The organism is Croceicoccus sp. Ery5 (assembly GCF_020985325.1).
Classification (GTDB): Bacteria; Pseudomonadota; Alphaproteobacteria; order Sphingomonadales; family Sphingomonadaceae; genus Croceicoccus.
Window position 1 is genome coordinate 2,232,451 of sequence record NZ_CP087587.1, and the last position, 26,998, is coordinate 2,259,448.

General features: G+C 62.4%; 26 protein-coding genes. 13 read left to right on the top strand and 13 right to left on the bottom strand.

What is annotated here, in order from left to right; all coding sequences use genetic code 11:
- Window positions 1–17: 17 nt before the first annotated feature.
- From parE to LOZ74_RS10510, 3 genes are all read left to right on the top strand, one after another.
- Window positions 18–2,039, top strand: coding sequence for a DNA topoisomerase IV subunit B (parE, locus tag LOZ74_RS10500; RefSeq protein WP_230291172.1), 2,022 nt, complete (start codon window positions 18–20; stop codon window positions 2,037–2,039).
- Window positions 2,036–2,737, top strand: a complete 702-nt coding sequence (locus LOZ74_RS10505; protein WP_230291173.1) for a hypothetical protein — start codon at window positions 2,036–2,038, stop codon at window positions 2,735–2,737. Before parE ends, LOZ74_RS10505 begins: the two co-directional genes overlap by 4 nt.
- Window positions 2,738–2,820: 83 nt before the next feature.
- Window positions 2,821–3,666 carry a MoxR family ATPase gene (locus LOZ74_RS10510; RefSeq protein WP_230291174.1) on the top strand — a complete coding sequence of 282 codons (846 nt, stop codon included), beginning with the start codon at window positions 2,821–2,823 and terminating at the stop codon, window positions 3,664–3,666.
- A gap of 23 nt (window positions 3,667–3,689) precedes the next feature.
- On the opposite strand, the gene LOZ74_RS10515 is transcribed toward LOZ74_RS10510, so the two are convergent.
- On the bottom strand, window positions 3,690–4,277 hold the full coding sequence (locus LOZ74_RS10515; RefSeq protein ID WP_230291175.1) for a hypothetical protein: 588 nt from the start codon (window positions 4,275–4,277) through the stop codon (window positions 3,690–3,692).
- 179 nt (window positions 4,278–4,456) lie between these two features.
- Here LOZ74_RS10515 and LOZ74_RS10520 point away from each other — a divergent pair, with 179 nt between their 5' ends.
- Both LOZ74_RS10520 and ygiD read left to right on the top strand, forming a co-directional pair.
- Window positions 4,457–5,638: a VWA domain-containing protein gene (locus LOZ74_RS10520; RefSeq protein ID WP_230291176.1), complete on the top strand. Its 1,182-nt coding sequence runs from the start codon at window positions 4,457–4,459 to the stop codon at window positions 5,636–5,638.
- A gap of 118 nt (window positions 5,639–5,756) precedes the next feature.
- Window positions 5,757–6,506: a 4,5-DOPA dioxygenase extradiol gene (gene ygiD, locus LOZ74_RS10525; RefSeq protein WP_230291177.1), complete on the top strand. Its 750-nt coding sequence runs from the start codon at window positions 5,757–5,759 to the stop codon at window positions 6,504–6,506.
- Here ygiD and LOZ74_RS10530 read toward each other — a convergent pair.
- Window positions 6,500–7,702 (bottom strand): exo-beta-N-acetylmuramidase NamZ domain-containing protein, encoded by a 1,203-nt coding sequence (locus tag LOZ74_RS10530; protein WP_230293869.1) that lies wholly within the window; start codon window positions 7,700–7,702, stop codon window positions 6,500–6,502. The genes ygiD and LOZ74_RS10530 overlap by 7 nt on opposite strands.
- Window positions 7,703–7,716: 14 nt before the next feature.
- Window positions 7,717–8,253 carry a DOMON-like domain-containing protein gene (locus tag LOZ74_RS10535; RefSeq protein WP_230280884.1) on the bottom strand — a complete coding sequence of 179 codons (537 nt, stop codon included), beginning with the start codon at window positions 8,251–8,253 and terminating at the stop codon, window positions 7,717–7,719.
- 124 nt (window positions 8,254–8,377) lie between these two features.
- Here LOZ74_RS10535 and tyrS point away from each other — a divergent pair, with 124 nt between their 5' ends.
- The 3 genes from tyrS to LOZ74_RS10550 all read left to right on the top strand — a co-directional run bounded on the left by tyrS (window position 8,378) and on the right by LOZ74_RS10550 (window position 10,837).
- Window positions 8,378–9,613, top strand: a complete 1,236-nt coding sequence (gene tyrS / locus LOZ74_RS10540) for a tyrosine--tRNA ligase (RefSeq protein ID WP_230293870.1) — start codon at window positions 8,378–8,380, stop codon at window positions 9,611–9,613.
- A 90-nt stretch (window positions 9,614–9,703) separates the two neighbouring features.
- On the top strand, window positions 9,704–10,045 hold the full coding sequence (locus tag LOZ74_RS10545) for a PilZ domain-containing protein (RefSeq protein WP_230280882.1): 342 nt from the start codon (window positions 9,704–9,706) through the stop codon (window positions 10,043–10,045).
- A 60-nt stretch (window positions 10,046–10,105) separates the two neighbouring features.
- Window positions 10,106–10,837, top strand: coding sequence for an NYN domain-containing protein (locus LOZ74_RS10550; protein ID WP_230291178.1), 732 nt, complete (start codon window positions 10,106–10,108; stop codon window positions 10,835–10,837).
- Between the two features lie 73 nt (window positions 10,838–10,910).
- Here LOZ74_RS10550 and LOZ74_RS10555 read toward each other — a convergent pair whose 3' ends face one another.
- On the bottom strand, window positions 10,911–12,266 hold the full coding sequence (locus LOZ74_RS10555) for a hypothetical protein (protein WP_230291179.1): 1,356 nt from the start codon (window positions 12,264–12,266) through the stop codon (window positions 10,911–10,913).
- Window positions 12,267–12,704: 438 nt separating this feature from the next.
- On the opposite strand from LOZ74_RS10555, the gene gyrA reads away from it, so the two are divergent.
- The gene (gene gyrA, locus LOZ74_RS10560; RefSeq protein WP_230293871.1) at window positions 12,705–15,404 is read left to right on the top strand and encodes a DNA gyrase subunit A; all 2,700 of its coding nucleotides are present in this window, start codon (window positions 12,705–12,707) and stop codon (window positions 15,402–15,404) included.
- 43 nt (window positions 15,405–15,447) lie between these two features.
- On the opposite strand, the gene LOZ74_RS10565 is transcribed toward gyrA, so the two are convergent.
- Complete coding sequence (locus tag LOZ74_RS10565) at window positions 15,448–16,122, bottom strand: lysoplasmalogenase family protein (protein WP_230291180.1); 675 nt, start codon at window positions 16,120–16,122, stop codon at window positions 15,448–15,450.
- 85 nt (window positions 16,123–16,207) lie between these two features.
- On the opposite strand from LOZ74_RS10565, the gene trmFO reads away from it, so the two are divergent.
- Complete coding sequence (trmFO, locus tag LOZ74_RS10570; RefSeq protein ID WP_230291181.1) at window positions 16,208–17,590, top strand: methylenetetrahydrofolate--tRNA-(uracil(54)-C(5))-methyltransferase (FADH(2)-oxidizing) TrmFO; 1,383 nt, start codon at window positions 16,208–16,210, stop codon at window positions 17,588–17,590.
- A 4-nt stretch (window positions 17,591–17,594) separates the two neighbouring features.
- Here the strand turns inward: trmFO and LOZ74_RS10575 are convergent, their stop codons facing one another.
- Together LOZ74_RS10575 and LOZ74_RS10580 are read right to left on the bottom strand one after the other, a co-directional pair.
- Entirely contained in the window at window positions 17,595–18,071 is a 477-nt protein-coding gene (locus tag LOZ74_RS10575; protein WP_230291182.1) for an EF-hand domain-containing protein, read from the bottom strand.
- A 75-nt stretch (window positions 18,072–18,146) separates the two neighbouring features.
- On the bottom strand, window positions 18,147–18,863 hold the full coding sequence (locus tag LOZ74_RS10580) for a hypothetical protein (protein ID WP_230291183.1): 717 nt from the start codon (window positions 18,861–18,863) through the stop codon (window positions 18,147–18,149).
- A 111-nt stretch (window positions 18,864–18,974) separates the two neighbouring features.
- Between LOZ74_RS10580 and LOZ74_RS10585 the strand changes: the two genes are divergently transcribed.
- Genes LOZ74_RS10585 through LOZ74_RS10595 form a run of 3 tightly spaced genes read left to right on the top strand, consistent with a single transcriptional unit; the run spans window position 18,975 to window position 21,403 of the window.
- On the top strand, window positions 18,975–20,441 hold the full coding sequence (locus LOZ74_RS10585; RefSeq protein ID WP_230291184.1) for a pilus assembly protein TadG-related protein: 1,467 nt from the start codon (window positions 18,975–18,977) through the stop codon (window positions 20,439–20,441).
- Window positions 20,438–20,953 (top strand): TadE/TadG family type IV pilus assembly protein, encoded by a 516-nt coding sequence (locus tag LOZ74_RS10590; protein WP_230291185.1) that lies wholly within the window; start codon window positions 20,438–20,440, stop codon window positions 20,951–20,953. Before LOZ74_RS10585 ends, LOZ74_RS10590 begins: the two co-directional genes overlap by 4 nt.
- A gap of 3 nt (window positions 20,954–20,956) precedes the next feature.
- The gene (locus LOZ74_RS10595) at window positions 20,957–21,403 is read left to right on the top strand and encodes a TadE/TadG family type IV pilus assembly protein (protein ID WP_230291186.1); all 447 of its coding nucleotides are present in this window, start codon (window positions 20,957–20,959) and stop codon (window positions 21,401–21,403) included.
- Window positions 21,404–21,500: 97 nt separating this feature from the next.
- Here the strand turns inward: LOZ74_RS10595 and LOZ74_RS10600 are convergent, their stop codons facing one another.
- The 6 genes from LOZ74_RS10600 to LOZ74_RS10625 all read right to left on the bottom strand — a co-directional run bounded on the left by LOZ74_RS10600 (window position 21,501) and on the right by LOZ74_RS10625 (window position 26,984).
- Window positions 21,501–22,859, bottom strand: a complete 1,359-nt coding sequence (locus LOZ74_RS10600) for a pyruvate dehydrogenase complex E1 component subunit beta (protein WP_230291187.1) — start codon at window positions 22,857–22,859, stop codon at window positions 21,501–21,503.
- Window positions 22,859–23,917: a pyruvate dehydrogenase (acetyl-transferring) E1 component subunit alpha gene (gene pdhA / locus LOZ74_RS10605; protein WP_230291188.1), complete on the bottom strand. Its 1,059-nt coding sequence runs from the start codon at window positions 23,915–23,917 to the stop codon at window positions 22,859–22,861. Before pdhA ends, LOZ74_RS10600 begins: the two co-directional genes overlap by 1 nt.
- Before the next feature lie 167 nt (window positions 23,918–24,084).
- Complete coding sequence (locus LOZ74_RS10610; RefSeq protein ID WP_230291189.1) at window positions 24,085–24,459, bottom strand: septum formation initiator family protein; 375 nt, start codon at window positions 24,457–24,459, stop codon at window positions 24,085–24,087.
- A 132-nt stretch (window positions 24,460–24,591) separates the two neighbouring features.
- Window positions 24,592–25,725 (bottom strand): BamA/TamA family outer membrane protein, encoded by a 1,134-nt coding sequence (locus tag LOZ74_RS10615; RefSeq protein ID WP_230293872.1) that lies wholly within the window; start codon window positions 25,723–25,725, stop codon window positions 24,592–24,594.
- A gap of 48 nt (window positions 25,726–25,773) precedes the next feature.
- Window positions 25,774–26,532 carry an anti-sigma factor gene (locus LOZ74_RS10620; protein ID WP_230291190.1) on the bottom strand — a complete coding sequence of 253 codons (759 nt, stop codon included), beginning with the start codon at window positions 26,530–26,532 and terminating at the stop codon, window positions 25,774–25,776.
- Window positions 26,529–26,984, bottom strand: a complete 456-nt coding sequence (locus tag LOZ74_RS10625; RefSeq protein ID WP_230291191.1) for an RNA polymerase sigma factor — start codon at window positions 26,982–26,984, stop codon at window positions 26,529–26,531. The genes LOZ74_RS10620 and LOZ74_RS10625 overlap by 4 nt, the downstream gene beginning before the upstream one ends.
- Between the last annotated feature and the right edge of the window lie 14 nt (window positions 26,985–26,998).

Genomic DNA, 26,998 nt, shown 5'->3' on the forward strand with positions numbered 1-26,998 from the left:
AGCATAGCCTTAGCGCCATGCCACAAGATAATTCCGACGACCTGTTCGACGCCAAGGCTGCCGCCGCCGCGCAAAGCTATGACAGCTCTTCGATCGAGGTGCTGGAAGGGCTGGAGCCGGTGCGCCGCCGCCCCGGCATGTATATCGGCGGCACTGACGAGCGCGCGCTGCACCATCTCGCCGCCGAAGTGCTCGACAACTCCATGGACGAGGCTGTCGCGGGCCATGCCAACCGGATCGAGGTGACGCTGGAAAAGGGCGAGGACGGCACGGCAGGCCGCATCACCATTTCGGACAATGGTCGCGGCATGCCGATCGACGAACACCCCAAATATCCGGGCAAGTCGGCGCTTGAGGTGATCCTGACGACGCTGCATTCGGGCGGCAAGTTCTCGGGCAAGGCCTATGCCACCAGCGGGGGCCTGCATGGCGTGGGCGTTTCGGTGGTGAACGCGCTGTCGACCCTGACCCGCGTGGAAGTCGCGCGCGATAAAAAGCTCTATGCGCAGGAATTTGCCAAGGGGCATCCGCTTGGACCCATCCAGCAAGTGGGCGCGGCACCCAACCGGCGCGGCACCACGGTCAGCTTTACCCCCGACCCCGAGATTTTCGGCGCGCAGAAATTCAAACCCGCGCGCCTGTTCCGCCTGACGCGGTCCAAGGCCTATCTGTTCGCGGGCGTCGAAATCCGTTGGAAATGCGACCCCGAACTGGCGGGAGAGGATGTGCCGGTCGAGGCGGTCTTCCAGTTCCCCGGCGGTCTGGCCGACCATCTGAAGGAACAGGTCGGCACCCGCGAATGCGTCACCACCGACTTCTTCTCCGGCTCGCAGGACTTTCCCGCGAACGAGGCAGGGGAACAGCAGGGCCGCGTGGAATGGGCCATCGCCTGGCCGCTGTGGTCCGACGGTTCCTACAGCTGGTATTGCAACACCATCCCTACCCCCGACGGCGGCACGCATGAACAGGGCCTGCGCGCGGCGCTGACCAAGGGGCTGCGCGGCTTTGCCGAGCTGGTCGGCCAGAAAAAGGCCAAGGACATCACCCCCGACGACGTGGTCACCGGTAGCGAGGTGATGCTGTCGGTCTTCATCCGCGATCCGCAATTCCAGTCGCAGACCAAGGACCGCCTGACCTCGCCCGAAGCGGCGCGGCTGGTGGAAAACGCGATCCGCGACCATTTCGACCATTTCCTTGCCGACAATATGGAACGGGGCAAGGCGCTGCTGGGCGCGGTAATGGAGCGGATGGACGAGCGCCTGCGCCGCAAGCAGGAGCGCGAGATCAAGCGCAAGACCGCGACCAATGCGAAAAAGCTGCGCCTGCCCGGCAAGCTGACCGATTGCAGCGGCGAAACCGGCGCCGAAACCGAATTGTTCATCGTCGAAGGCGACAGTGCGGGCGGCAGCGCGAAACAGGCGCGGGACCGCAAGACGCAAGCCATCCTGCCGATCCGCGGCAAGATCCTGAACGTCGCCAGCGCCAGCGCCGACAAGATCCGCGCCAATCAGGAAATCGCCGATCTGACGCTGGCCATGGGCTGCGGCATCCGCAAGGACTGCAACCCCGACGATCTGCGCTACGACCGCATCATCATCATGACCGATGCCGATGTCGACGGCGCGCATATCGCGACATTGTTGATGACGTTCTTCTTTCAGGAAATGCCCGAAGTCGTGCGGCGCGGACATCTGTTCCTTGCCCAGCCGCCGCTCTATCGCCTGACCGCCGGGAAAGAGAGCCGCTATGCCCGCGACGACGCGCATCGCAAGGAGCTGGAAGACACTGTCTTCAAGGGAAAAAAGGTCGAGGTTTCGCGCTTCAAGGGCCTGGGCGAGATGAACCCGCAGCAATTGCGCGAAACGACGATGAACCCAGAAAGCAGGGGTCTGATCCGCATCACCCTGCCCACCGAATACGAACAGCGCGCGGGCGTAAAGCGGCTGGTGGACGAGCTGATGGGCCGCAACCCCGAACACCGTTTCAACTTCATCCAGAACCGCGCGGGCGAGCTTGACCGCGACATGATCGACGCGTGACCGGCCCGGCCCGTCCGGCCGCTGCCGACAACCGGCCCGATCCTCTTGTCCGGCGGCTGCATCTGATCATCGTGGCCGTGATGGAGTTCATGATGGCGGGAGAGCTGGTCGCGCTGGCGGTCGACCGGCAGTTCATGGGCCTGTTCCTTGTCCTGATGCTGATGGCGGTGATCGGCGTTCCGGCGCTGTTTCCGGGCAAGCTGCCGGTCTTCATTCCGGTCGAGATCCAGATTTTCACCGTCCTCTTCATCTTTGCCACGCTGTTCCTCGGCGAGGTGCGCGACTATTACGAGCGCTTCTGGTGGTGGGACCTTGCCCTGCACACCAGTTCGGGCGTGCTGCTGGGCATGCTGGGCTTTCTGTTCGTCTATCTGGTGAACGAGAACGAGCTGGTCGACGTGACCATGAAGCCCAGCTTCGTCGCTTTATTCGCATTCTTTTTTGGCGTCGGTATCGGCGCGTTGTGGGAAATCGTTGAGTTCAGTGCCGACCAGTTGCTCGGCATGAACATGCAGAAGCCGATGCTGGGCGATCCTTCGGGACTGACCGATACGATGTGGGACCTGATCGTCGACACGCTGGGATCGGCAGTGATCGCGCTGGCCGGCTGGCGCTATATGCATCGCGCGCGGCGCGACCGGACCGATTTCTGGCTACGCCGCTTTGTCCGGCGCTATCCGCGTCTGTTCGGATACTGAACGCGCATATCGCCGCCACGCGCTTGCCATGCTGCGATGCAATATCTAGCGTGACGACAAACAGACAATCGACAGGACTTGGGATGCAGCGCTTTACCGGCACGGAAAACTATGTGGCGACCGACGATCTGAAGGTGGCTGTCAACGCCGCCGTCACGCTGCGCCGTCCCCTGCTGGTCAAGGGCGAACCCGGCACCGGCAAGACCGTTCTGGCGCACGAGATTTCAAAGGCCATTGGCGCGCCGCTGATCGAATGGGGCGTCAAATCCACGACCAAGGCGCAGCAGGGGCTGTATGAATATGATGCGGTCGCCCGCCTGCGCGACGGGCAATTGGGCGACGAGCGCGTTCACGACATCGCCAATTACATCCGCAAGGGCAAGTTGTGGGAAGCGTTCACCTCGCCCGAACTGCCCGTTCTGCTGATCGACGAGATCGACAAGGCCGATATCGAGTTTCCGAACGACCTGCTTCAGGAACTCGACCGCATGACATTCGACGTTTACGAAACGGGCGAGCGGATCGAGGCCAGGGAGCGGCCGATCGTGGTCATCACCTCGAACAACGAGAAGGACCTGCCCGACGCCTTCCTGCGTCGCTGTTTCTTTCATTACATCAAATTCCCCGACCCCGAGACGATGGCCGAGATTGTCGAGGTTCACTTCCCCGGCATCCAGCAGCGTCTGGTGGCCAAGGCGCTGGAGATGTTCTACGAAATCCGCGATGTGCCCGGCCTCAAGAAAAAGCCGAGCACCAGCGAATTGCTCGACTGGCTGAAACTGCTGCTGGTCGAGGATATGCCGCTCGACGTGCTGCAACAGAAAGACGCGACCAAAGCGATCCCGCCGCTGCACGGCGCCTTGCTGAAAAACGAGCAGGACGTGATGCTGTTCGAACGGCTGGCCTTTATGGCGCGGCGCGAGCGGTAGTTCCGCTGCGGGCGGGGGATAGTTCAGGCGGGGGATAGTTCAGGCGCCGCAATACGCGGCACGCCAAGGCTCCCCTTGCCCAGCAATTGCAGGATACCGACTGCCTCACCGAACGACAGGTCGATGGGGGTTACGCGTCCGGTCTCTACCCTGACCGATGCGCCCGCGAACACCGTGGGCGATCCCGGCAGGAAGAGCATGGCGTAATCCCCGTTCCGCTCGATCTCGAACGCGATCTGCGAATAATCGTCGAACCGCACCAGCACCGGCGTCATATTGCCCTCGCCCTGCGCGCCCTTGGCCGCGGCGCCCAGCGCGACCTTGGCGACGGCATAGGCGGGCACGGCCGCAACCACGACGCGGTCCAGACGGTCCAGCCTGTGCGAAAAGCGCGTCATATGCGCCACCAGCCCTGCCAGCAGGCACACCAGCAGGATGGCCAGAACCGCGATGATATTGGCCACCGCCATCTCGCCCAAGGTGTCGATCTGCACGAAGCGTCCCAGCGGACGGGTCAGTTTCAGCGAAAAATGGAACGCCTTTTCGACCAGCACGGCCAGGACGACCAAAGGAACCAGCAGGAAGAACCCGGCGAGAAGAAGTTTTTTCATCGATGCACGCTCCCAGCGCGTTGTCGCGCATGTGGCGTACACACTGCGCCTTTTCGGCAGCCCCGCAATCAGGCTTTATCCCGATGCCGTGGCGGTATTGCCGCCCACAATTTCCCATCCGGCGCATCCGTGCCTATGGTGGGCGGACTGACCGTTCCGCTGCACAAGGCCATCATTGCATGCTCCTCAATTTCCTCGACGAATTGCGCAGCGCGGGGATTCCGGCCAGCCTGAAAGAGCATCTGCTGTTGCTGGAAGCGCTGGACCGCGACGTGATCGAACGCCGTCCGGAAGATTTCTATTACCTCTCCCGCTCGGTCTATGTGAAAGACGAAGGGCTGCTCGACCGGTTCGATCAGGTTTTCCAAAAGGTTTTCAACGGCATATTATCCGATATCGGCGAAACGCGTGCCGATGTTCCCGAAGAATGGCTGCGCGCCGTGGCCGAAAAATTCCTGAGCCCCGAGGAAATGGCCAGAATCGAGGAACTGGGCGACTGGGACGATATCATGGAGACGCTGAAAAAGCGTCTTGAGGAGCAGGAAGAGCGCCATCAGGGCGGCAACAAATGGATCGGCACGGGCGGCACCAGCCCCTTTGGCCATTCGGGTTACAACCCCGCAGGCGTGCGGATCGGCGGGCAATCGCGGCACAAACGTGCGTTGAAAGTCTGGGAAAAGCGCGATTTCGCCAATCTGGACAACACGCGTGAACTGGGCACGCGTAATATCAAGGTCGCGCTGCGCCGCCTGCGCCGTTTCGCGCGCGAAGGCGCCGCCGAAGAACTGGACCTGGATGCCACGATCGCGGGGACGGCGCGACAGGGCTGGCTGGACATTCGCATGCGGCCCGAACGCCATAATGCGGTGAAACTGCTGCTGTTTCTGGATGTCGGCGGTTCGATGGACCCGCATGTCAAGCTGGTCGAGGAACTGTTCTCTGCCGCCACTGGGGAGTTCAAGAACATGGAGTTCTTCTACTTCCACAATTGCCTATACGATTTCGTGTGGAAGGATAATGCGCGCCGCTGGCAGGATCGCACCCAGACCTGTGACATTCTTCACAAATATGGCCATGATTACAAAGTGATCTTCGTGGGCGACGCGGCGATGAGCCCCTATGAAATCTCTCACCCCGGCGGGTCGGTCGAATATATGAACGAGGAAGCGGGCTCGGTCTGGCTGCAGCGCGTGGCCAATACCTATCCCGCCACCGTCTGGCTGAACCCCGAAGCCGAGCGCGCTTGGGGTTACAGCCAGTCCAACCGCATGATCCGCCAATTGCTGAACGATCGCATGTATCCGCTGACGCTGGGCGGGATCGAGGATGCCATGCGGCAATTGAGCCGCAAGCAGGGATGAGAGGGAGACTCCCTTAGGCCCAGGCACATTCCTGTGCCTTCTTGGCGACATGGCTTGCTCTTGCCACATGGGCGTCATGACAAGACAGCATTCCCTGTTCCTTGGGCATGGATCGCCCATGACCATGATTACCGACAATCCCGAACGCGCGGGGCTAGAGGCTTTGGGCCGTGCCCTGCCCCGTCCCAAGGCGATCGTCAGCATCACCGCCCATTGGGAGACGCGCGGCGTTACGCGGCTGACCGCCTCGCCCTCGCCGCAAACGATCCATGATTTTCGCGGCTTTCCCCAAGCCTTGTACGATATGCGCTATGCTGCGCCGGGCGATCCGTCGTTGGCGGCACGCGTTGCGGAGATGATCGGCAATGTCGAACTCGACGATGCCTATGGCTTCGACCATGGCGTGTGGGGCACGCTGCTGCCGATGTTCCCCGATGCCGACATTCCGGTCGTCGCGATGAGCGTGGATATGACAGCGCCCCCATCGCGCCATCTGGAAATCGGCCGCAAGCTGGGCAGCCTGCGCGACGAAGGCATTCTGATCGCGGCGAGCGGCAATATCGTCCATAATCTGGCGCTATGGCGGCAGAGCGCCGGCACACGGGCCGACTGGGCGATCGACTTCCAGTCGCGCATCAACCGGGCGCTGATCGCGGGCGACGACGATGCGATTAGCGGTTTCGCTCCCGACGACCAGCCCGCCGCCAAGGCGATCAACAGCGGCGAGCATTATCTGCCGCTGCTCTATGCCGCAGGGGCGCGGCTTGCGGGCGATGCCGTGTCGATCTTTAACGACACGATCGACGGCGCGCTTTCGATGACGTCGGTCGGCTTCGGCGACCCCGCCCCGTTCGCGACACTTCAATAAAGCAGGAAAGGCGCGATTTCCGTGCGCCAGCGGGCCTCGTCCGCGCCCGCGACGGCTTCCAGACCGGCGGGCGTGGACGCCGGATCGTCGACCCATTCGCGCAAGGCCGGACCGCCATTGATCACATCGATAGCCAGCCGGTCGAATTCATACTCATAGGGAAAATCGCGCCACAGATCGTAATCGGGATAGAGCCTGCGGATCGCCTTGAACGCCAGTGCCTGCAAACGCCACGGGCGGAAAGCGGCATGGTCATAGAACGGCCCCTCTGCATGGACCATCAGCCCCGAACACAGCGTTCCGGCATGCTTGTGAAAGGTCGGCTCGAACCAGCATTCGCGTAGCGCGCACCCTGCCAGCCATTCGGGCGCAAAGCTTTGCATTTCGGCCAGCACGGCCCTGGCATCCAGATCGGGCGCGCCGAACAACACTTCCAGCGGGCGCGTCGTGCCGCGTCCTTCGGAAACCGTCGCCCCCTCGATCATCACGGTGCCGGCATAGGCGCGCGCCATGTTGAGATTGGCGGCATTAGGGCTGGGGTTGATCCAGATACGATCGTCGGGCCAGCCGAAACCGGCTGCGGCATCGGGCTGCCAGCCGTCCATTTCGATCACGCGATAGGCCACATCCAGACCGAAATGGCGCACGAACCAGTGCCCCATTTCACCCAGTGTCAGCCCGTGGCGCAACACCATTGGCCCTGCCCCGACGAAACTTTCCCGCCCGGGCAGCAGCAATGTTCCCTCCACCGGACGCCCCGCCGGATTGGGCCGGTCGAGCACCCAGACCTCTTTCCCTGCCTCGGCCGCGGCCTCCAGCATATAGAGCAGCGTAGTGACAAAGGTGTAGATCCGGCAGCCCAGATCCTGAAGATCGAACAGGAACACATCCGCCGTCGACATCATCTGCCCGCTCGGCCGGCGGACTTCGCCGTAAAGGCTGAAAATCGGGATGCCGTAGGCCGGATCGGTCTCGTCCGCCGTCTCGACCATATTGTCCTGCTTGTCGCCCTTCAGCCCGTGTTGCGGGCCGAACGCGGCCGTGATCTCGATATCGTCGCAGGCCATCAAAGCGTCGAGCGAGTGCGTCAGCTCCGCCGTCACCGACGCCGGATGCGCAACCAGCGCGACGCGCTTGCCCCGCAGCGGGGCGCGCAGGGCCGGATCGGCCAGCAGTCGGTCGATACCGAATTTCACGGAAGGGTAGGACATCAGGCAGGCTCGATCTGGTGCAGAAAGGAATCGGGATGATGGAAATCGGGCCGGTCGCCCGGATGGGCCAGCGCCCAGTAGGACAGATGACCGCCCTCTTCCTCGATCACCATCGACAGGTTGGCGCGGACGAAGCCGGTAATCTCGCGCGGGTTAAGCCTGGCGTCCAATACGGCCATGGTGTCGCCGGTCCGGACCGAGATTTCGGGGATTTCCAACGGCTCGTATTCCCCCGCAGGCTTGCGATAGTCACGGAAATCATAGGCGGCCCAGCGACCCGTGGGGGCGAAATTATATTCGCGATAGCCGGGCGTTTCGGGGGCAAGGAACAATTCGGCGCAGCTATGCTTCCACAGCCCGTCCTCGCGCCCGCGCCCTGTAAATGCGGGCATCACCAGCCTGCCGATACCGGTGATGCGGTAACGCGCCAGCAAGGCCCCCGTACTCGCCCCTGCGGCAGGCAGGCGGATCAGTTGCGCTTCCACTCTCTCGACAGCGAGAGGCGGGGTTTCGGGATGGCAGATCAGGCGGGACATCGCCCCTTCCTGCCCAAGCCTTCGCGGCGGCGCAATCTCCCCCGATGCAGCCTGTGTGAAAACTGCGCCTTTCCGCCGTGACGCCTTTGCGCATGGCCCCACCCGTGCTAACCGCGCCGCCATTATGAGCCAGTACACTTCCGATCTGCTGCGCCTGCTGGACGAGCGGGGCTATATCCACCAGATGACCGATGCCGCCGCGCTCGACGCGCTGGCAAGCCGCGGGATCATATCCGGATATATCGGCTTCGACCCCACCGCCCCGTCACTGCATGTCGGCGGCATGGTCCAGATCATGCTGCTGCGCCGCCTGCAACAGGCCGGGCACAAGCCGATCGTGCTGATGGGCGGCGGCACCGGCAAGATCGGCGACCCCAGCTTCAAGGATGAAGCACGCAGCCTGTTGAGCGAGGAGAAGATCGCGGCCAATGTCGCCTCGATCCGTACCGTGTTCGAACGGTTCCTGACCTTTGGCGACGGTTCCACCGATGCCGTCATGGTCGATAATGCCGACTGGCTCGACAAGCTCGAATATATCCCCTTCCTGCGCGAGGTGGGCCGCCATTTCTCGGTCAACCGGATGCTCAGCTTCGATTCGGTGAAGATGCGGCTCGACCGCGAGCAATCGCTCAGCTTCCTCGAATTCAACTATATGATCCTGCAGGCCTATGACTTCCGCGAATTGTCGCAGCGGATGGGGTGCCGTCTGCAAATGGGCGGCAGCGACCAGTGGGGCAATATCGTCAATGGCGTCGAACTGGCCCGCCGGATGGACGGGACCGAGGTGTTCGGCGTCACCACTCCGCTGCTGACCACGGCCGATGGCACCAAGATGGGCAAGACGGTCGCGGGCGCGGTATGGCTGAACGAAGACATGCTGCCCGCCTATGATTTCTGGCAATATTGGCGCAATTGCGACGACCGTGACGTCGGGCGTTTCCTGCGCCTGTTCACCGATGTCCCGCTGGAGGAAATCGCACAGCTGGAATCGCTGGAAGGCAGTGCAATTAACGATGCCAAGATCCGCCTTGCGGACGAGGTGACGAGCCTGTGCCGCGGCGCGGATGCCGCCGCCAGTGCGCGCAAAACGGCAGAAGAAGTGTTTGCCAAGGGCGGCGTGGGCGACGATCTGCCCGAACTTGCCATCCCTGCCGAAGGCATGCCGCTGGTCGCCGCGCTGACCGCCATCGGTTTCACCAAGTCGAATGGCGAGGCAAAACGCAAGGTGGCCGAAGGCGCGGTCAGGCTGGACGATGCCGCCGTCGGCGATCCGCAGATGATCGTGCAGCCTGCGGGCGGACAGACGATCAAGCTGTCGCTGGGGAAAAAGCGGCACGGGCTGCTGACCCTGAAAGCCTGAACCGCATCCGAGTTCAAACACAACATATTTAACGTTTTATTCGCCATTTCCGCTTAGGCTCGGTCTTCCGGACCTTGAAGGAGATGAGCAGTGCTTGGCGGGGCGCAACTTTCGGTAACCGATCTTCGGCGCGCAGCGCGGCACCCGGTCGACTTTCCGGTTCTGGCAGAGCATCGCCGGCTGGGCGACGTACATCTCCAGATCGTCAATCTTTCGGCCAACGGCTTTATGATCGCAGGCGAAAGCCCGCTGGGTCGGGGCGAGCGCGTGCTGATCCGTCTGCCTGTCATCGGCCGGATCGAGGCGCATGTCATCTGGGTGGCCGATGGCCGCGCCGGTTTCCAGTTCGAACGCATCGTACGCCCCGATCTGTTCCGCCAGCTGGTCGACGAAATGCAGCCGCGCGCACGCGGTCGTCGCCGTCGCGGCTGATTCCGGTTACGGGCGAAGGCCCGCTTGCAATCGGCACGCCGCGGCCACACATCGCGGTTCATGACCGAAGAATCGCTTAAGAACATCGCCCTGCTGATCGACGCGGACAACACCACGCCGCGCGGTATCGATCCCGTCCTGACCGCTCTGGCCAAGCTGGGACAGGTCAATATCCGCCGCGCCTATGGCAATTGGGCCAAGCCCGCGCTGACGAAATGGGCCGGACTAACCAATCGCTATGGCATTCGTCCGCAGCAGCAATTCGACCTGACCAAGGGCAAGAACGCCACGGACATGGCGATGACCATCGATGCGATCGACCTGCTGTATCAGGGCAAGGTCGACGGTTTCGGCATTATGAGCAGTGACAGCGATTTCACCCCGCTGGTCACGCGCCTGCGGCAGGACGGGCTGACAGTCTATGGATTCGGCAGCGCCAAGGCGCCCGAGGCGTTCCAGAATGCCTGCACCCGTTTCATCGATATCGACGCGCTGATCGCGGGCGATGAGGAAGTCGAGGAAACCGAAACCCCGACTACCGAGCCCAAGCCCGACAGCAAGCCGAAAGTGGATGACGAGATGATCGATCTGCTGGGCAAGTCATGGCGCAATGCCCGGCGCGATGGCGAAGGCTATGCGCGGTTGAGCGAAGTCGGCCAGATCGCGGGCAACCGGTCCAGTTTCGACGTGCGCAATTACGGCTACAAACGGCTGAGCGATTTGCTGCGCTCGCTCGAACATTTCGAGGTGAAGGAAAAGGACGGCCATCTGGTCGTCAAGCGCCTGCGCTGAAACATTTCAGCACCGAACCAACGAAAAAGGGCGGCCCGCAAAGGCCGCCCTTTCGGTGTCGATGATCGGCAGATCAGCCCGCCTTGTTGTCGACATAGGCGATCCACGCCTTTGCCAGCGATGCGCGATTGCCCGTCGTGATCTGACCGAAAGCCTGCTTGGCTTCGGCATATTTGCCCTGATCGGCCAGCGCGATGCCCAGGCCCATCTGTGCTTTTGCCTTGTCGGCAGCGCCGGTTTCCAGACCCTTGCGATAGGCCGCTTCGGCCTCGGCAGCCTTGCCGTAACCCAGATAGGTGTCGGCAATTGCCACCGCGCCATTGCCGGTCGCACCCGGTGCGTCGGCGTTCAGTTCGCGCAGCGTCGAATCGTAACGCTCCGCACCCACGCGCTTGGCTTCGGTTACCATGGAATGGCCGGCGGGAAGCTGCGTGCCCTTGTCGGTAAAGGTCTTTGCCTCGCCCGGACGGCGCAGCGGCTGCATCAGTTCCAGATAGGTCAGCGCCTGACGGCTTTCGGTGATGCCATTGTCACGCGACATAAGGCGCAGCACATCGAGCTGCTCCTCGTCGCTATAGTTCGGGGTATAGGCCTCGAAAATATTATAGGCCTGACCTCGCGCCTGCGTACGGCTGTCGGTCTGCAGCGTCAGCAACGCCCAGTCGAACGCCTGATCGCGCTGGTTCTGGTTGACCGAAGCGGCCAGACCATCGAATGCCCAGCCTTCGGGCACCGGCTGACCGGCGGCCATCCTGGCAGTGATCATCGATTTGAGCTTGGTCAGCCCCTCTGCGGTCATATTGTCGCGCAGATAGGAATCGACCAGCATCTTCTCGGCCCCGCCGTCGACATAGCCGCCGTCGACTGCCTTTTGCAGCGACGTGCGCGCATCGGCATAGTTTTGCGAGTTGAAGGCCGAAAGTCCGGCGAAATAATGATATTTCGGCAGTTCTTCGGGCGGCAGCTTACCGCTGTCGATCATCAGCTGGATGCCGCTTTGCTGCATGGCGAAATCGGCCATTTTCTGGCCGACGTTCTGCTCCATCTGACCGAAGAACAGCTTGTCATCCGCCGTCGACAGCGTCGGGCGACCGGCATTCAGCTTGGCAAGAATGCCGCCCATCTGCTGGTCGACACTGGCACGCGCCGCGTCCAGTTCGGCCTGTGCGGCCGCGCGCGAAGCATCGTCACGTGCACCCAGCACCTTGTTCAGCGCATCCATGGCCTGCTGCTGGCCGGCAGCGACCTGCGGATTTTCGGCCGAACCGTTCACCGATTCCTGAATGGCGACGGCATGGGGCTGAAATTCCTTGGAAATCTCCATCTTGGGCTGCTTTTGCGCATAGGCAGGGGCAGCAACGCCGATGGCGCCGGCAGTGCCCAGCGTAAGCGCCAGGGCCATGGCCACGTGCGAAACGGAACGCTTCATCAAAAACTCCTTTAGGCTTTCAGGCTGTGGCCCACGCGCCGAGGGAAGCGCGGACGGGCCGTATCTCTCATAAAAAAGCGCGAACCAGATGGCGGGGAATGTCCCGCATGGCAACCGGTTCGCGCCTTATATTTCCCAAATCACGCACCCTTTATACGCGAAAGCGACTGAACGCGGATTGAATGGGAACGCCTCACGCACGCTCTGGTGCCCTGTGCTGGACCAAAGCGCGCCAGACAGGGCGGGCGACTGTGGAAAACGCAGCACCGAAAGCCCCGTTACGCCTTGCTTCGCTGGCCTTGGCGGGCGCCCTCGCCTAGTCTGCCAGACCGATAAGACAGTCAGAAGACGCTATAGAGCAGACCCCCAGTGAACGATATTACCGAGCTTCCCTCGCAGCCTGGCCCCGACATCGAACCGATCGACATCGTCGACGAGATGAAGACCAGCTATCTCGATTACGCGATGAGCGTGATCGTGGCCCGCGCGCTGCCCGACGTGCGCGACGGGCTGAAGCCGGTTCACCGCCGCATTCTCTATGCCGCGCAGGTCGGCGGCTATCATTCGAACCGTCCCTTTCGCAAATCGGCGAAGATCGTCGGTGAGGTGATGGGTTCGTACCACCCGCACGGCGACAGCGCGATCTATGACGCGCTGGCTCGCATGACGCAGGACTGGTCGATGCGCCTGCCGCTGATCGACGGTCAGGGGAACTTCGGTTCGATGGACCCCGATCCGCCGGCAGCCATGCGCTATACCGAAAGCCGTCTCGCAAAGGCCGCGGAACCGCTGCTGAACGATCTCGACAAGGATACGGTCGATTTCGTCGATAACTACGACGGTTCCGAACAGGAACCTTCCGTTTTGCCCGCGCGATTCCCGAACCTGCTGGTCAATGGCGCGGGCGGCATCGCGGTCGGCATGGCGACCAATATCCCGCCGCACAATCTGGGCGAGGTGATCGACGGCTGCCTTGCGATGATGGACAATCCGGCGATTTCGATCGACGAATTGTTCGAAATCATCCCCGGTCCGGATTTCCCGACCGCGCCGCTGATCCTTGGTCAGGCAGGCGCGCGCGCAGCCTATCGCGAGGGACGCGGATCGATCCTGCAACGCTGCCGGCACGAGATCGAGACACGGCGCGGCGATCGCCAGTCGATCGTTCTGACGTCGATCCCGTTTCAGGTCGGCAAGGCGGGTCTGGTCGAGAAGATCGCCGAAGCCGCCAAGGACAAGCGGATCGAGGGCATTGCCGATATTCGCGACGAATCCAACCGCGCCGGCATGCGCGTGGTCGTGGACCTCAAGCGCGATGCCTCTCCCGAGGTCGTGCTGAACCAGATCTGGCGCTACACGCCCGCGCAGTCGAGCTTTCCCGCCAATATGCTGGCGATCCGTGGCGGACGGCCCGAAACGCTGAACCTGCGCGACATTCTGCAAAGCTTCATCCATTTCCGCGAAGATGTCATCACGCGGCGCACCAAGTACGAGCTGAACAAGGCGCGCGAACGGGCGCATATCTTGCTTGGCCTCGTCATCGCGGTGTCGAACCTTGACGAGGTGGTGCGCATCATCCGCGGATCCGCCACGCCGCAACTGGCGCGCGAAACGCTGCTGGCGCGCGAGTGGGAAATGGGCGAAATCGCGCCCTATATCCGCCTTGTCGAAGCGATCGAGGACCACGAGGACGCTGGCGATGCCGCGGCCTATCGCCTGTCCGAGCGGCAGGTGCGCGCCATCCTCGACCTGCGCCTCCACCGCCTGACCGCAATGGGCCGGGACGAGATTGGCGAGGAGCTCGAAAAGCTCTCCGTCGACATCAAGGAATATCTCTCGATCCTCGCCGACCGGGTGAAATTGTACGGCGTGATGCGCGACGAATTGCTGGAAGTGCGCGAGAAATTCGCCACCCCGCGCAAGTGCGAGATCGCGCCCGCATGGGACGGCGTCGACGACGAGGATCTGATCGAGCGCGACGACATGGTCGTGACCGTCACCATGGACGGCTATATCAAGCGCACCCCGCTCTCCACCTTCCGTGCGCAGCATCGCGGCGGCAAGGGCCGTTCTGGGATGAGCACCAAGGACGAGGATGCCGTATCCTCGCTCTTCGTGACCAGCACGCATAATCCGGTGCTGTTCTTCTCGACCAGCGGCAAGGTCTATCGCCTCAAGGTCTGGAAACTGCCCGAGGGCGGTCCGGCCACGCGCGGGCGGCCCATCGTCAACCTGTTGCCCGCACTCGATCCGGGCGAAACGATCGCCACCGTGCTGCCACTGCCAGAGGACGAGGACAGCTGGGGCGCACTCCACGTGGTGTTCGCAACCGCGCTGGGCAGCGTGCGGCGCAATTCCATGGACGCGTTCGCCAATATCCCGTCGAACGGCAAATTCGCCATGCGCTTTGACGAGGCTTCGGGCGACCGGCTGATCGGCGTGGCATTGCTCGATTCCTCGCATGACGTGTTGCTGGCCAGCCGCAACGGCAAGGCGATCCGTTTTGCCGCAGAGGATGTGCGCGAATTCCAGTCACGCACTTCGACCGGCGTGCGCGGCATGACCTTGAAGGATGGGGACGAGGTTGTTTCGCTGTCGATCCTGAAAGAGCTGACGGCCGATTCCGAACAGCGCGACGCCTATCTGAAGGTTGCGCCGTGGAAGGACGAGACGGCCAAACGGACCGAAGAGCAGCAGGCGATGGCCGATGCCGAAGAATTCGTGCTGACGGTCTGTGCCAACGGTTACGGCAAGATCAGCTCTGCCTATGAATATCGCAAGACGGGTCGCGGCGGTCAGGGCATCGTCAATATCGACAATATCGCCCGCAACGGCCCCGTGGTGAACAGCTTTGCCGCCAATGTCTCGGACCAGTTGATGCTGGTGACCGACAAGGCCAAGCTGATCCGCATCAATCTCGCCTCGCTGCGCGTATTGGGCCGCAATACGGCGGGCGTGCGCCTGTTCGATGTGGGCAAGAACGAGCATGTCGTTTCGGTCGCGCGCATCGATGAGGAAGAGGCACCCGAGACCGAGGCCGAGGAAGCCATCGTTGAGGAAATGGTCGGGCGGAACGCGGAAGATACGCCGCCCGAGCCGACGCAGGACCGCGACGACGAGCAACCGGGCGAGGAATAGTCATAACAGCCGGGCGGCAGGCTGCCGCCCGGCCTGTCTTTTCCTATCGCCGTTCGTTGCGCAATGTGGTGACGATGCCCGTCGTGACCAGCAACTGGCCGATATAATACAGCGGCCACACCAGTTCGCGGGCTGACTGCTCCAGCGCGCCGCCCTGATCCACCAGTCGCGCGCCGACCGCGATCAGCAGCAATTCCGACAACAGATAAAGCAGGGCCCCCAGCCCCACACGCTGGCGCGGAAACCGGCTGAGCCACGCCATGGCCGCCGTGATCGCCAGCAATGCCGCCGACGCAGCGACCGCGCCCTGCCCTGTTTCGCCCACCATCAGAAACCATGCCAGCACGGGCGCGACCACCACGGCAGCCAGACCCGATGCCATCACCGCCGGTTTCACACCGGGCCGATGGTTGCGCCAGTAGAGCGCGATCACGATCAGCTGCGACAGCGCATGGACCAGCCCGCCCCAGCCATATTCCAGAGTGATCAGCGCATCGCCAATCGCCGCGACCAGCATGGTCAGCGCGACCAGCGTGCCGTCGGTGCCCAGCAAACGCTGCCAGGCGTAAACCGCCAGCAATCCGACCGGAACGCCCTTTAACACCAGCTGATAGGCGCCGGGCGTTTGCGTTCCGTCGATCGCCAGCCACCAGACGATGGCCGAAACGATGGACAAAAGCAGCCAGGGGCGGCGTTCGATCAGGGCGCGTTTTACCATCTGGGCTCCATCAGGCCGGTTTTCTTGCATCGGGGCCGCCTGATTGCATTTGCCAAGCCATGGGCGCAATCGCTAACCGGCGCGCATGACCACAAATGCACAACAGATCCATATCATCGGCGGCGGCCTGGCAGGAAGCGAAGCGGCCTGGCAACTGGCGCGGCGCGGTTTCCATGTTCGCCTGTCCGAAATGCGTGGGGCCAATCTGCCGGACGGCGGCGCCACCACAGATGCCCACCACACCGACGGGCTGGCCGAGCTGGTCTGTTCGAACAGCTTCCGTTCGGACGACGACACCTCGAACGCGGTCGGGCTGTTGCATTACGAAATGCGGCAATGCGATTCGCTGATCATGCGCGCCGCGGCAGAGGCGCAGGTGCCCGCCGGTTCGGCACTGGCAGTGGATCGCGACATATTTTCGGCCCATGTCGAAAAGGCGCTGGCCGAAATGCCCAATGTCACCATCGTGCGCGAACGGATCGATGTTTTGCCTGCCGAAGGGCATGTGATTGTCGCCACCGGCCCGCTGACCGCCGCTTCGCTTGCGCAAAGCATCGGTGCGGCGACGGGTGCGGACAGCCTTGCCTTTTTCGATGCCATCGCGCCCATCGTCCATCGCGACACGGTCGACATGGATATCTGCTGGATGGCCAGTCGCTGGGACAAGGGCGATACGAAAGACTACATCAATTGTCCGATGAACAAGGAGCAATATCTCGCCTTCCGGCAGGGCCTGCTGGATGGCGAAAAGACCGAGTTCAAGGAATGGGAAGCGAACACCCCCTATTTCGAAGGCTGCATGCCGATCGAGGTGATGGCCGCGCGTGGAGAGGACACTTTGCGTTTTGGTCCGATGAAGCCGGTGGGGCTGGACAATCCGCACACGGCCACGCCCGAATTTCCCAAGGGCCGCTGGCCCTATGCCGTCGTGCAGCTGCGGCAGGACAATATGCTGGGTACGTTATGGAACATGGTCGGGTTCCAGACCAAGCTGAAGCACGGCGCGCAAAAGGAATTGTTCCGCACGATACCCGGGCTTGAAAATGCCGAATTCGCGCGCCTTGGCGGTTTGCACCGCAACACCTTCCTGAATTCTCCCATATTGCTCGACCGGCAGCTCCGGCTGAAATCCGTGCCGCATATCCGGTTCGCGGGCCAGATCACCGGCTGCGAAGGCTATGTCGAAAGCGCGGCCGTCGGGCTGATGGCAGGGATGATGGCGGCCAGCGAACTGGCAGGACGCGACTGGCATTCGCCGCCGCGCACGACCGCGATGGGGGCCCTGTTGTCGCATATCACCGGCGATGCCGAGGCCGAGACCTATCAACCAATGAATGTGAATTTCGGCCTGTTCCCCATGCCGGACGAGGATGTGAAGAAAAAGGAACGCAAGCGCGCCTATACCGACCGCGCCAAACGCGACATGGCGGCATGGCTGGGCACCGCCAAAGCGGCGGAACCCGCCTGACCGGTCAGCACGAACATTTGCTGGCAGGCTTGCGGACCGTGCGCTTTGGCGCGCTGGTGGCGAATTCGGCGGGCGTCAGGCGCTGGTTGTGGTCGGCGTCCATCTTCTCGAACCGGTCGACCGTGGTGACGGCCCATTCCTCGAACGTCAGCAGGTTGTTGCCGTCCTTGTCCAGCTTGCGAAAGGCGGCGACGCGGGTCGACAGCATTTCGTTACGCGTGATTTCCAGGTCGCGGTTGCGGTCATAGCGAAAGAACCGCTCCTGCTCGCGCGTCATTTCGACTGCGGTGGGAAGCGCCGGACCTTGCATGTCGCCGACATCGGCCACGGGGATCGCATCTGCATCGGGCTTGGCAGCGCCCGCTTCCTCGGCCTCCGGCAACGGCGCGGCGGGGCTTTCGACCGCCCTGCCCTGCCACCAGAACAAGCCGATGGCGACCAGAAGAAGCGCGCCGAAAGCGCCCAATACCATGCGATTCATCTACGCCCTTTCCGGTCCGATCCGTTCCGTCCCGCTATCCGGCAATCGCATAGGGCCCGCGGGGTTAAGGGAACGCTATCGACCCGTCAGGCCTGCCCTGATCGCAGCCAGAAAGTCCCCCGCACCGCCGATGGGCCGCGCCGCCGATGCCGCCCGTTCTGCCATCACGCGCAGCACGTTCAACGGGCGCATCGCCTTGTCCATACTTCCCTCGGCGCGATCGGCCGCTTTCAGCAGCGCCATGACGCGGGCCCGTTCCTGTTCATCGGCCAGATGGATCGCGATATCTGCCAGCGACCAGCGATAGGCATGGCTCTGAACGACCGGCCGGGCGGTCCCGCTGCCCGTCACATGTGCCAGCCCCGCCATCGCCCGCGCGCGACCGTCGGACAAGGCTGCAAAGGCTGTGGCGGGCAATGGCGCATCGCCGACCATCGCTTCCCACCCGTCGGCCAGTGCCGCCAGAGAGGAACATTCTTCGCCCCATGCTGTCAGTCGCGCCAGCAAGGGCTCTCCCACAGGCCAGTCCGCGACCGGACGACCGAACATCTCGCGCCACCATGCCAGCCTGATCTGCGCCAGCATCGGCTCGCTTGCCTGCGCCACGATCCGCGCAAGCCGCCGGTCCAGAATCAACAGCGCCCTCCACTGGTCCCTGGCGCTGGCGGGTGCATAGGCAAGCGCAAGCTGCCAGGGCGGCGGCAGGTCACCCTCAGCTGCAAAACCGTCGGAACTTGCAAAAATATCGCCCTGATCTTGCGCGCTATTCTCGGTTAAGTTTTGGTTTACCATCTTTCTTCGGATCGTGCTTACCAGAGCCGCGCTACTTGTCATGAAATTAACTGAACGCTCCGTCTCCGCCCGCAGTGAGTCGGACCTTTTCAGCAGGGAGCCCGCGCGCTTATGACGAGCATCACGACCGGACGCAAACGCCTGACGCGCTTTGCCAGCGCATTGAAGTCCTGCGCAGCCAGCACCGGCACGCGCCGCTTTTTGAGCGACCGCAAGGGTAACGCCACCATGCTGGTCGCGTTCGCCATGCCGATGGTGATCGGCGGCGGCGGCATGGCCATCGATTTCGCACAATTCTATCTGTGGAAACGCGAACTGCAATTCGCCAACGATCAGGCTGCCATCGCGGCGGCATGGGAAGTGCTGGACAGCGGCAGCACTGCCAAAATGAGCGACCGTGCCAAGAACGCCTTTGCCGTGAACGAGCAGATCACGGCCGATTTCAACACCGATCCGGTCGTCAAGCTGGCCAATTATGCGGGCGGCGTGGGCAATTCGGTAATCGTCACCTCCAGCGCGACCAAGCGCCTGCCCTTCACCTCGTTCTTCACCAAGGGCGCGACGACGGTCAATGTGTCGAGCCAGGCCGCCTTTAGCGGCGGCGCGACGATCAACAGCTGCCTGATCGCCGTCGACAAGGAGGATGCGGGCACCGTCACCATCGGCGGCAACGCGGTCTTCACCGCCCAATGCGGCATCGCGGCACTGTCGAATTCGTCGAAGGTCTGCACCGGCGGGTATGACAGCGGCGGCACCTGTTTGGGCTGGACGGGCGAAGATGCCATCGACGACAATGGCAACAGCTATGAAATCAAGGCCGGCTCGATCGCGACGGCGGGCACCGTCAGCGACTCGCTCGAGGAAAAGGCCAAGGCGAACGGCGACACGATCATCGAAGGCGCGACCAATCTGGCCGACCCCTTCGAAGGTGTCGACCCGCCGTCGAGCGATGGCGTGGCCGCGGGCACCTATGTCTGCAAATCGACCGGCAAGACCAAAAAGGTCATTGACGAATATAACAACGCGCACACCGAACCGCTCGAACTCGGCACCGCCTATCCGGGCGTTTACGAGGGCGGGCTGTCGCTTGGCTGTGACACCGTGTTCAAGGGCGGCGTCTATTTCATTCGCGGCGGTACGCTGACGATCAACGGCAATTACACGGCCACCAGCGCGGGCGAAGTGATGTTCGTGCTGGAGGACGGCGCAGACTTCAAGATCAATGGCGGCGCAGACATCAACCTGACCGGCATGACCGAAGAAACGCTGATGGATCTGGGCTATAGCTCCGAGGAAGCCCACAAGATCAATACCATGCTGATTTTCGAAAGCCCCGACAATGGCGAGGGCAAGGGTTCGATTCTGAACGGCAACAGCAATACCTATCTGAACGGCGCGATCTATACCAAGATCAACAAGCTGGACCTGTCCGGCACCGCAGACGTTGCAAACGCTTGCCTTTTGCTCGTTGCCAACAAGGTAAATCTGACCGGCACGCTGAAGATGACCAGCTGGTGCCCCGATCCGCCGAACCATCCGACCACCATCATCTATGGCAATGTCTCGCTGGTGGCATGATGGGACCGGGCTTCTTTCTTCGCCGCTTCCGGAACGACACGCGCGGCTCCGCGCTGATCGAGACCGCCTTTGTCGCGCCCGTGCTGATCCTGATGAGCCTGGGCGGCGTGGAAGTGGCCAATATGGTCAAGCGCCAGCACGAATTGCAGAATGCGGCGTCCAAGGCGGCCGAAATCATGATGGCCGCCCATCCCAAGGACGAGGCGGAACTGTCGGTCGTGATGCAGCAACTTGCCGCCGCGATCGAGGATGATACCGGGCTGGATACCAGCGCCATCGGTTCGGACGTCGAGCCGGACGAGACGAAGAACGATGTCGGCTATGTCCTGACCCGCTATCGCTGCGGCAATTCGAAAACATTCAAAAAGGCCGACACCGGCTGCACCGATTCGCCCAATGCGGAACGCTTCGTCGTTTTCCTGCTGCGCGACAAATACACGCCCGTTTGGAACGATTTCGGCATTGGCGAGGAACTGCAATACCGGGTCGAGAAGTCGGTCCAGATCGGATAAATCATGGCGCGAACTCTTATCAGCCTTATCGTACGGTTCCGGCGCGATAATCGCGGGGCCAGCGCGATCGAATTCGTGATCCTTGCGCCCGCCTTGATCATGATGCTGCTCGGCGTCATGCAGATCGGCCTGTATATGCAGGCGCAGAACGCGCTGAGCGGCGTTGCCGGAGATATGAGCCGCTATATGTCGGTCGAATATCAAAGGGACAACAAGATCACCAATACGCAGCTGGAAACGCTGGCCTATGCGCGGGCGACCGGCGCACCCTATCTGCTTGACGGTGCAAAGCTGGCAACGACCGCGACAAATTCGGCCACCCAGCCCATCGATAACGTGCGCGAGATCGAGCTGAAGCTGAATTACAAGGTCCCCAGCGTCATGGCCTTTGCAAATATGGGCCCGCTGCAACTGACCTATACGAAATCGATCTTCGTCACGAACGGCTGACCCTCTCTTCAGCCCCGCAAACGAAAAGGGCCCGCCATAACGGCGGGCCCTTTCTTTTCACTAACCGCAGTGGACGGGGCACGCGGCCCCGTCATGCTCAGTCCTTGTAGCAGACTTTCTTCGCCGCCTTTACGATGCGGTCGGCATCGATCAGGGCAAGCTTTTCAAGGTTCGCCGCATAGGGCAGCGGCACATCTTCGTCGCTGACGCGCAGGACCGGAGCGTCGAGATAGTCGAAGCCCTGTTCCATGCAGACGGCGCTGATTTCGCTGGCGATCGAGCAGGTCGGATAGCCTTCTTCGGCAACGACCAGACGGTTCGTCTTCTTAAGCGATGCCAGAACCGTTTCGGTATCCAGCGGACGCAGCGTGCGCAGATCGATCACCTCGGCATCGATCCCCTCGCCCGCCAGCTTTTCGGCCGCTTCCAATGCGAAACCGACACCGATGGAGTAGGACACGATGGTTACATCGGACCCTTCGCGCATGATCCGCGCCTTGCCGATGGGCAGGACCCAGTCATCCGTATCGGGCACATCGAAGCTCTTGCCATAAAGCAATTCGTTTTCGAGGAACACGACCGGATCGGGCGAGCGGATTGCCGCCTTCATCAGGCCCTTGGCATCGCGGCTGTCATAGGGAGCGATCACGATAAGGCCGGGAACGCTGGCATACCACGGGCCATAGTTCTGGCTGTGCTGCGCGCCGACGCGGCTTGCCGCGCCATTGGGGCCACGGAACACCACCGGACAGCGCATCTGGCCGCCCGACATATAGTTCGTCTTGGCGGCCGAGTTGATGATGTGGTCGATCGCCTGCATGGCGAAGTTGAACGTCATGAACTCGACAATCGGGCGAAGACCGCCCATGGCCGCGCCCGTGCCGATGCCGGCAAAGCCATATTCGGTAATCGGGGTATCGATCACCCGCTTAGGCCCGAATTCGTCGAGCAGCCCCTGCGTCACCTTATAGGCGCCCTGATACTCGGCCACTTCCTCGCCCATGACGAAAACGCGGTCATCGGCGCGCATTTCCTCGGCCATGGCGTCGCGCAGAGCTTCCCGCACAGTGGTCGAAGTCATGGAGGTGCCCTCCGCGATCTCCGGATCGGAAGCGGGCTCCTTCTTGGGCGCTGCCGGAGCGGGCGCCGCCTCGGCGCTGTTCTCGGTCGGTGCGGGCGCAGGCGCAGGTGCGGCATCGCCGCCGACATCGCTGGCATCGCCGTCCAGCACCGCGATTACGGTGCCGACCTTGACGTTCTCCGTCCCCTCGGGAACGGTGATTGCACCGACGGTGCCTTCATCGATGCACTCGAACTCCATCGTTGCCTTGTCGGTTTCGATCTCGGCCAGAATGTCGCCGGGCGAAACCTTGTCGCCTTCCTTCACCAGCCATTTGGCCAGCGTGCCTTCCTCCATGGTCGGGGAAAGCGCGGGCATCTTGATCGCGGTTGCCATCAGTAGGTCTCCACCAGAACGTCGGTGTAGAGCTCGGACGGCTCCGGCTCGGGCGAGCTTTCCGCGAAATCGGCGGCTTCGTTCACTTGCGAACGAATGGTCTTTTCAAGCTCTTTCAATGTATCCTCGTCAACGCCGCGTTTCAGCAGCTCGGCCTTGGCCGCCTCGATCGGGTCGTGCTTCTCGCGCATTTCCTGCACTTCCTCACGCGTGCGATATTTCGCCGGATCGGACATGGAGTGGCCGCGATAGCGATAGGTGTTGAGCTCCATCAGCACGGGACCGCCACCACCACGCACATGGTCCAGCGCCACCTCGATCGCGCCGCGCACGGCCAGCACATTCATCCCGTCGACATCCATGCCGGGGATGCGGAAGGCCGTGCCGCGACGGTGGAATTCGGTTTCGGCCGACGAACGCACCGTGCTGGTGCCCATCGCATAGCCGTTATTCTCGATCACGAAGATGATCGGAAGCTGCCACAGGGCAGCCATGTTGAAGGTTTCGTAAACCTGGCCCTGGTTGGCCGCGCCATCACCGAAATAGGCAAGGCACACGCCGCCGTCTTCGCGATATTTGTGCGCAAAGGCGAGGCCCGCGCCCAGCGGCACCTGCGCGCCGACGATGCCGTGGCCGCCGTAAAACGCATGTTCGGTGCTGAACATGTGCATCGAACCGCCCTTGCCCTTCGAAATGCCCGCCTGACGTCCGGTCAGTTCGGCCATGATGATCTTGGGGTCGATGCCATAGGCCAGCATGTGGCCATGATCGCGGTAACCGGTGATCACGCTGTCCTTGCCTTCGGCCAGTGCCGATTGCAGGCCAACCGCCACAGCTTCCTGCCCGATATAAAGGTGGCAGAAACCACCGATCAGGCCGAGGCCATAGAGTTGTCCGGCCTTCTCCTCAAAACGGCGGATAAGCAGCATCTGCTCGTAAAGAGACATAAGCTCTTCATCCGTCGCCTTGTAGGAACCGGCCTTTTCATAGGCTGCCTGCAGGCTGTGGAGCTTGAAGTCGGGATCGTCAGTCGGGGGCGTTACGCTATCGGCTGCCAAGTCGGGTATCCTCGTCTCGCATCAGGGCTGATGGGGAGGAGGCCCTGATTTCGCGGGCACGCTATATTATCACTTGGGCGATGGGTGCAAGCGATTGACCCGCAAATCCAAATGAGCATGTCGAGCGATCAGTTGCAGAAAATGCACAACCCCCGATTCCGGCGGGTTCAGTCGCGCGGAACGACAATCTCGTCCGGATGCGCGACGTTCAGATTGTTGCGCAGCAATTCGCCCACCAGATCGGGGTCCGCATTATCGGGATCGAGCAATTCGACGCGATTGGCGATACGGTCGCGTTCTGCCTGCAATTGCGCAAGCTCCGCCTCGCGGTGCTCCAGCTTTTGCCGCGAATCCGCCCATGCGCTGACGCCGGTGGGTCCGACAAGCGCCAGCGCCGCGAAAGCGACGATGCCGACACCGGCCGCGATCTGGCCGATGCTGCGCTTGCGCGCACGCGGCTGCGGGGCAATGCGACGCCCGCGCCTGACCAGGCTCTGGTCGCCCTTCGGCTCGCCGCGTGCGTGATGTGCCCCTTCGTTCATGACTTACAGCAGAATCACACTAAGCGTCCGGAATCAAGCGGCTTGCACCTGTTTTTCCATCAAGCCACGACGAATTGCGGTGAATAAGCGAAATAGCGCGCAAGTCGTGCGGCAATATGGCCTGTCGGCATTTCAAAAAGCCTCTCCGATAGACACATAGACGGCGCTGCTGTCGCGCCCGACCGCGCCGTCCACGCGCAGGTTGATGCCATAGTCTTCCGCCGCCAGATAACGCACGCCTGCACCCACCGCAGGCAGGACCTTACCGCCCAGTGCGTTGCCGAATCCCGGACCCGTCGCCCCCAGCCCCGCAAAACCCACCACACCGAAGCTGCGCGATACAGGCTGACGCCATTCGCCTTCCACCGACCAGCTGGACAGGTCGCGGAACCGGCCACTGGAATATCCGCGCAGCCCGACTGAACAGAGGTCGAAGAAAGGAGCCTGATCCGTGGCCGAACACCCCTTGATCTGGAACGCGGCGGAACTTCGCCCCTTTCCCGGGATGTAATGCCGGGCATAGGCCTGCTTCTTGTTGTAATGCGAATCCCCGCCGCGAACCGGTATGGCGAATGTCCATTGCGCATTCAGGATCGATCCCTTGCGCGGGGCAAAGGCATCGGCCGTCGTGTCATAGGTGAAGATCGGGCTCAGCTGCAGAAAGCCGGCATCGCTCTCGAACTCGCTCTGGCCGAAATCCGGCGGCGGATCGGATTGATCGCGCGGACGCGAATCCTTGGACAGAAAACGCGCCCTGCCCCCGACGAAGATTTCCTCACCGATGCGGACCCGTCCCGTGGCCGATGCGATAAGGGTCTTTTCCTTTGTTTCGACCCATTGGTCATCGGTTTCGACCGCGTAATAGCGGTTATGGATTTCGCCATAGCCGGCCAGAATATCCAGTCTGATCCGGTCCTGATCGAGCGACATCTTGTGCAACCCGGCCAGACCCCGGCTGCCGTTCGAGGTATAAAGCGCGCCGACCCCGCTGGCCCAGGGGCGCGATTTGCTGTCCGGCTGATAGAACCACGCCCCCGCCACCGCGAGGCCCGCACCTAGTTGCGGCGTGACGAATGGCACCGGAACGATCACGCGGTCGCTGTCCGAACCGCCCTCATGCCCGGGGTCGAGGCCCGCGGCGGTGACCGAATCGAGCTCGTCAGCAGCTCCGATATCCTGCTGTTCCTGCGCGATGCCCGTTCCGGTGAAACCCGCGCCACAGGCCAGCAAGCCGATCACCAAACAGGCCCGCAGCTTTTGTTGCATGGTCACGATTGCGGCCCCTGTCATCGGCAAGGATGGTACGTGCAAGCCTTAGCGGTTCGTCTCCGTGTGGGCCAGTCCGATCCAGCCTTGCTCGCGCGCCCTCGCCTCCCCCTCGGCATCAAGGGCCGGTCCCGCCGCCATGTCTTGCGCCATCGCCAGAACGGCACCGTCGTCCGAACCGGCCATGCGGTAATCGCTTTCCCCTCCGGCTTCCGCCGCGCCGGCCAAGCCTTTGCCGGAATGCTCCAGCTTCCAGCCCTGTCCGTCGCGGCAGGCGATGCCCGACGCTGCGCTGCCGTTGAATGCGCGGCAATATTCGCCAGCGCCATTGCGAAAAGACAAGAGGATGCGCGTATCCGCAGAAGCCGGTTGCTGCCCTGCCAAAGCGGTCTCGAGCACACCTGCAAGCTGCGCACCGGCATAATCGCCACCGACATAGCCATCACCGGCACCATCCGGCGCGGACCAGGTCACCGCCAGCACCAGCGATGCTGCCAGCGCAGGCCCCGCGATCCAGCCCCAGCGGGGGAAATGGCGCGATGATGCCGCGGCACGCTGCGTGCGTTTCGCGGTCAGATCGACCACTTCGGCTTCCGGCTTTGCCAGCATGGCCGCCAATCGATCCGGCACCGGCTCTGCCGCGACGGGGGCATAATGCGCGGACAGTATGGATTTCAGCGATTTGTGGCTTTCGATGCTGCGCATGATTTCGGGATCGGCCAGCATGGCGGCCTCTACCGCGGCCTTGCGCTCGCCCGTCAGCTCGCCATCGGCATAGGCGGCGATTTCCTCGGGGGTGATTGTCATGCGCTCTCTCCCAACATGGCCATCAACGCATCGCGCCCGCGCACCAGCCGCGAATTGAGCGTGCCGACGGGACAACCGACGATCTCTGCCGCTTCCTTATAGGCATAGCCTTCGACCATCACGAGCAGCACTGCCTCGCGCTGGTCTTCGGGCAGGCGCTGCATCGCGCGGTCGACATGCGACAGTTCGACCGCCGCTTCCTGCGCGCCGTCGCCGCCGGTGGCCGCGCCGGCTTCCTCTGCCACGAATGTTTGCAGACGGCGCGCATTCCTGCGCCCTTCGTCGATCCAGATATTTCGCAAGATCCGGTACATCCAGCTATCGAGCCGCGTGCCTTCGCTCCATTGCTGCCGGTTCGCCAGCGCGCGCTCTATCGACATCTGGCAAAGATCGTCACCGTCCGCAGCATTACCGGCCAGCCCGGCGGCGAAACGTCGCAGCCGTGGCAGCATGGCCAGCAATTCGG

Excerpts from the sequence above, each read along its gene's own strand:
- parE (WP_230291172.1), top strand. The coding sequence starts at position 18 with ATGCCACAAGATAATTCCGACGACCTGTTCGACGCCAAGGCTGCCGCC.
- LOZ74_RS10510 (WP_230291174.1), top strand. The coding sequence starts at position 2,821 with ATGCAGCGCTTTACCGGCACGGAAAACTATGTGGCGACCGACGATCTG.
- LOZ74_RS10515 (WP_230291175.1), bottom strand. The coding sequence starts at position 4,277 with ATGAAAAAACTTCTTCTCGCCGGGTTCTTCCTGCTGGTTCCTTTGGTC.
- LOZ74_RS10520 (WP_230291176.1), top strand. The coding sequence starts at position 4,457 with ATGCTCCTCAATTTCCTCGACGAATTGCGCAGCGCGGGGATTCCGGCC.
- ygiD (WP_230291177.1), top strand. The coding sequence starts at position 5,757 with ATGACCATGATTACCGACAATCCCGAACGCGCGGGGCTAGAGGCTTTG.
- LOZ74_RS10535 (WP_230280884.1), bottom strand. The coding sequence starts at position 8,253 with ATGTCCCGCCTGATCTGCCATCCCGAAACCCCGCCTCTCGCTGTCGAG.
- tyrS (WP_230293870.1), top strand. The coding sequence starts at position 8,378 with ATGAGCCAGTACACTTCCGATCTGCTGCGCCTGCTGGACGAGCGGGGC.
- LOZ74_RS10550 (WP_230291178.1), top strand. The coding sequence starts at position 10,106 with ATGACCGAAGAATCGCTTAAGAACATCGCCCTGCTGATCGACGCGGAC.
- LOZ74_RS10555 (WP_230291179.1), bottom strand. The coding sequence starts at position 12,266 with ATGAAGCGTTCCGTTTCGCACGTGGCCATGGCCCTGGCGCTTACGCTG.
- gyrA (WP_230293871.1), top strand. The coding sequence starts at position 12,705 with ATGAAGACCAGCTATCTCGATTACGCGATGAGCGTGATCGTGGCCCGC.
- LOZ74_RS10565 (WP_230291180.1), bottom strand. The coding sequence starts at position 16,122 with ATGGTAAAACGCGCCCTGATCGAACGCCGCCCCTGGCTGCTTTTGTCC.
- trmFO (WP_230291181.1), top strand. The coding sequence starts at position 16,208 with ATGACCACAAATGCACAACAGATCCATATCATCGGCGGCGGCCTGGCA.
- LOZ74_RS10575 (WP_230291182.1), bottom strand. The coding sequence starts at position 18,071 with ATGAATCGCATGGTATTGGGCGCTTTCGGCGCGCTTCTTCTGGTCGCC.
- LOZ74_RS10580 (WP_230291183.1), bottom strand. The coding sequence starts at position 18,863 with ATGGTAAACCAAAACTTAACCGAGAATAGCGCGCAAGATCAGGGCGAT.
- LOZ74_RS10585 (WP_230291184.1), top strand. The coding sequence starts at position 18,975 with ATGACGAGCATCACGACCGGACGCAAACGCCTGACGCGCTTTGCCAGC.
- LOZ74_RS10590 (WP_230291185.1), top strand. The coding sequence starts at position 20,438 with ATGATGGGACCGGGCTTCTTTCTTCGCCGCTTCCGGAACGACACGCGC.
- LOZ74_RS10595 (WP_230291186.1), top strand. The coding sequence starts at position 20,957 with ATGGCGCGAACTCTTATCAGCCTTATCGTACGGTTCCGGCGCGATAAT.
- LOZ74_RS10600 (WP_230291187.1), bottom strand. The coding sequence starts at position 22,859 with ATGGCAACCGCGATCAAGATGCCCGCGCTTTCCCCGACCATGGAGGAA.
- LOZ74_RS10610 (WP_230291189.1), bottom strand. The coding sequence starts at position 24,459 with ATGAACGAAGGGGCACATCACGCACGCGGCGAGCCGAAGGGCGACCAG.
- LOZ74_RS10615 (WP_230293872.1), bottom strand. The coding sequence starts at position 25,725 with ATGCAACAAAAGCTGCGGGCCTGTTTGGTGATCGGCTTGCTGGCCTGT.
- LOZ74_RS10620 (WP_230291190.1), bottom strand. The coding sequence starts at position 26,532 with ATGACAATCACCCCCGAGGAAATCGCCGCCTATGCCGATGGCGAGCTG.
- LOZ74_RS10625 (WP_230291191.1), bottom strand. The coding sequence starts at position 26,984 with ATGCTGCCACGGCTGCGACGTTTCGCCGCCGGGCTGGCCGGTAATGCT.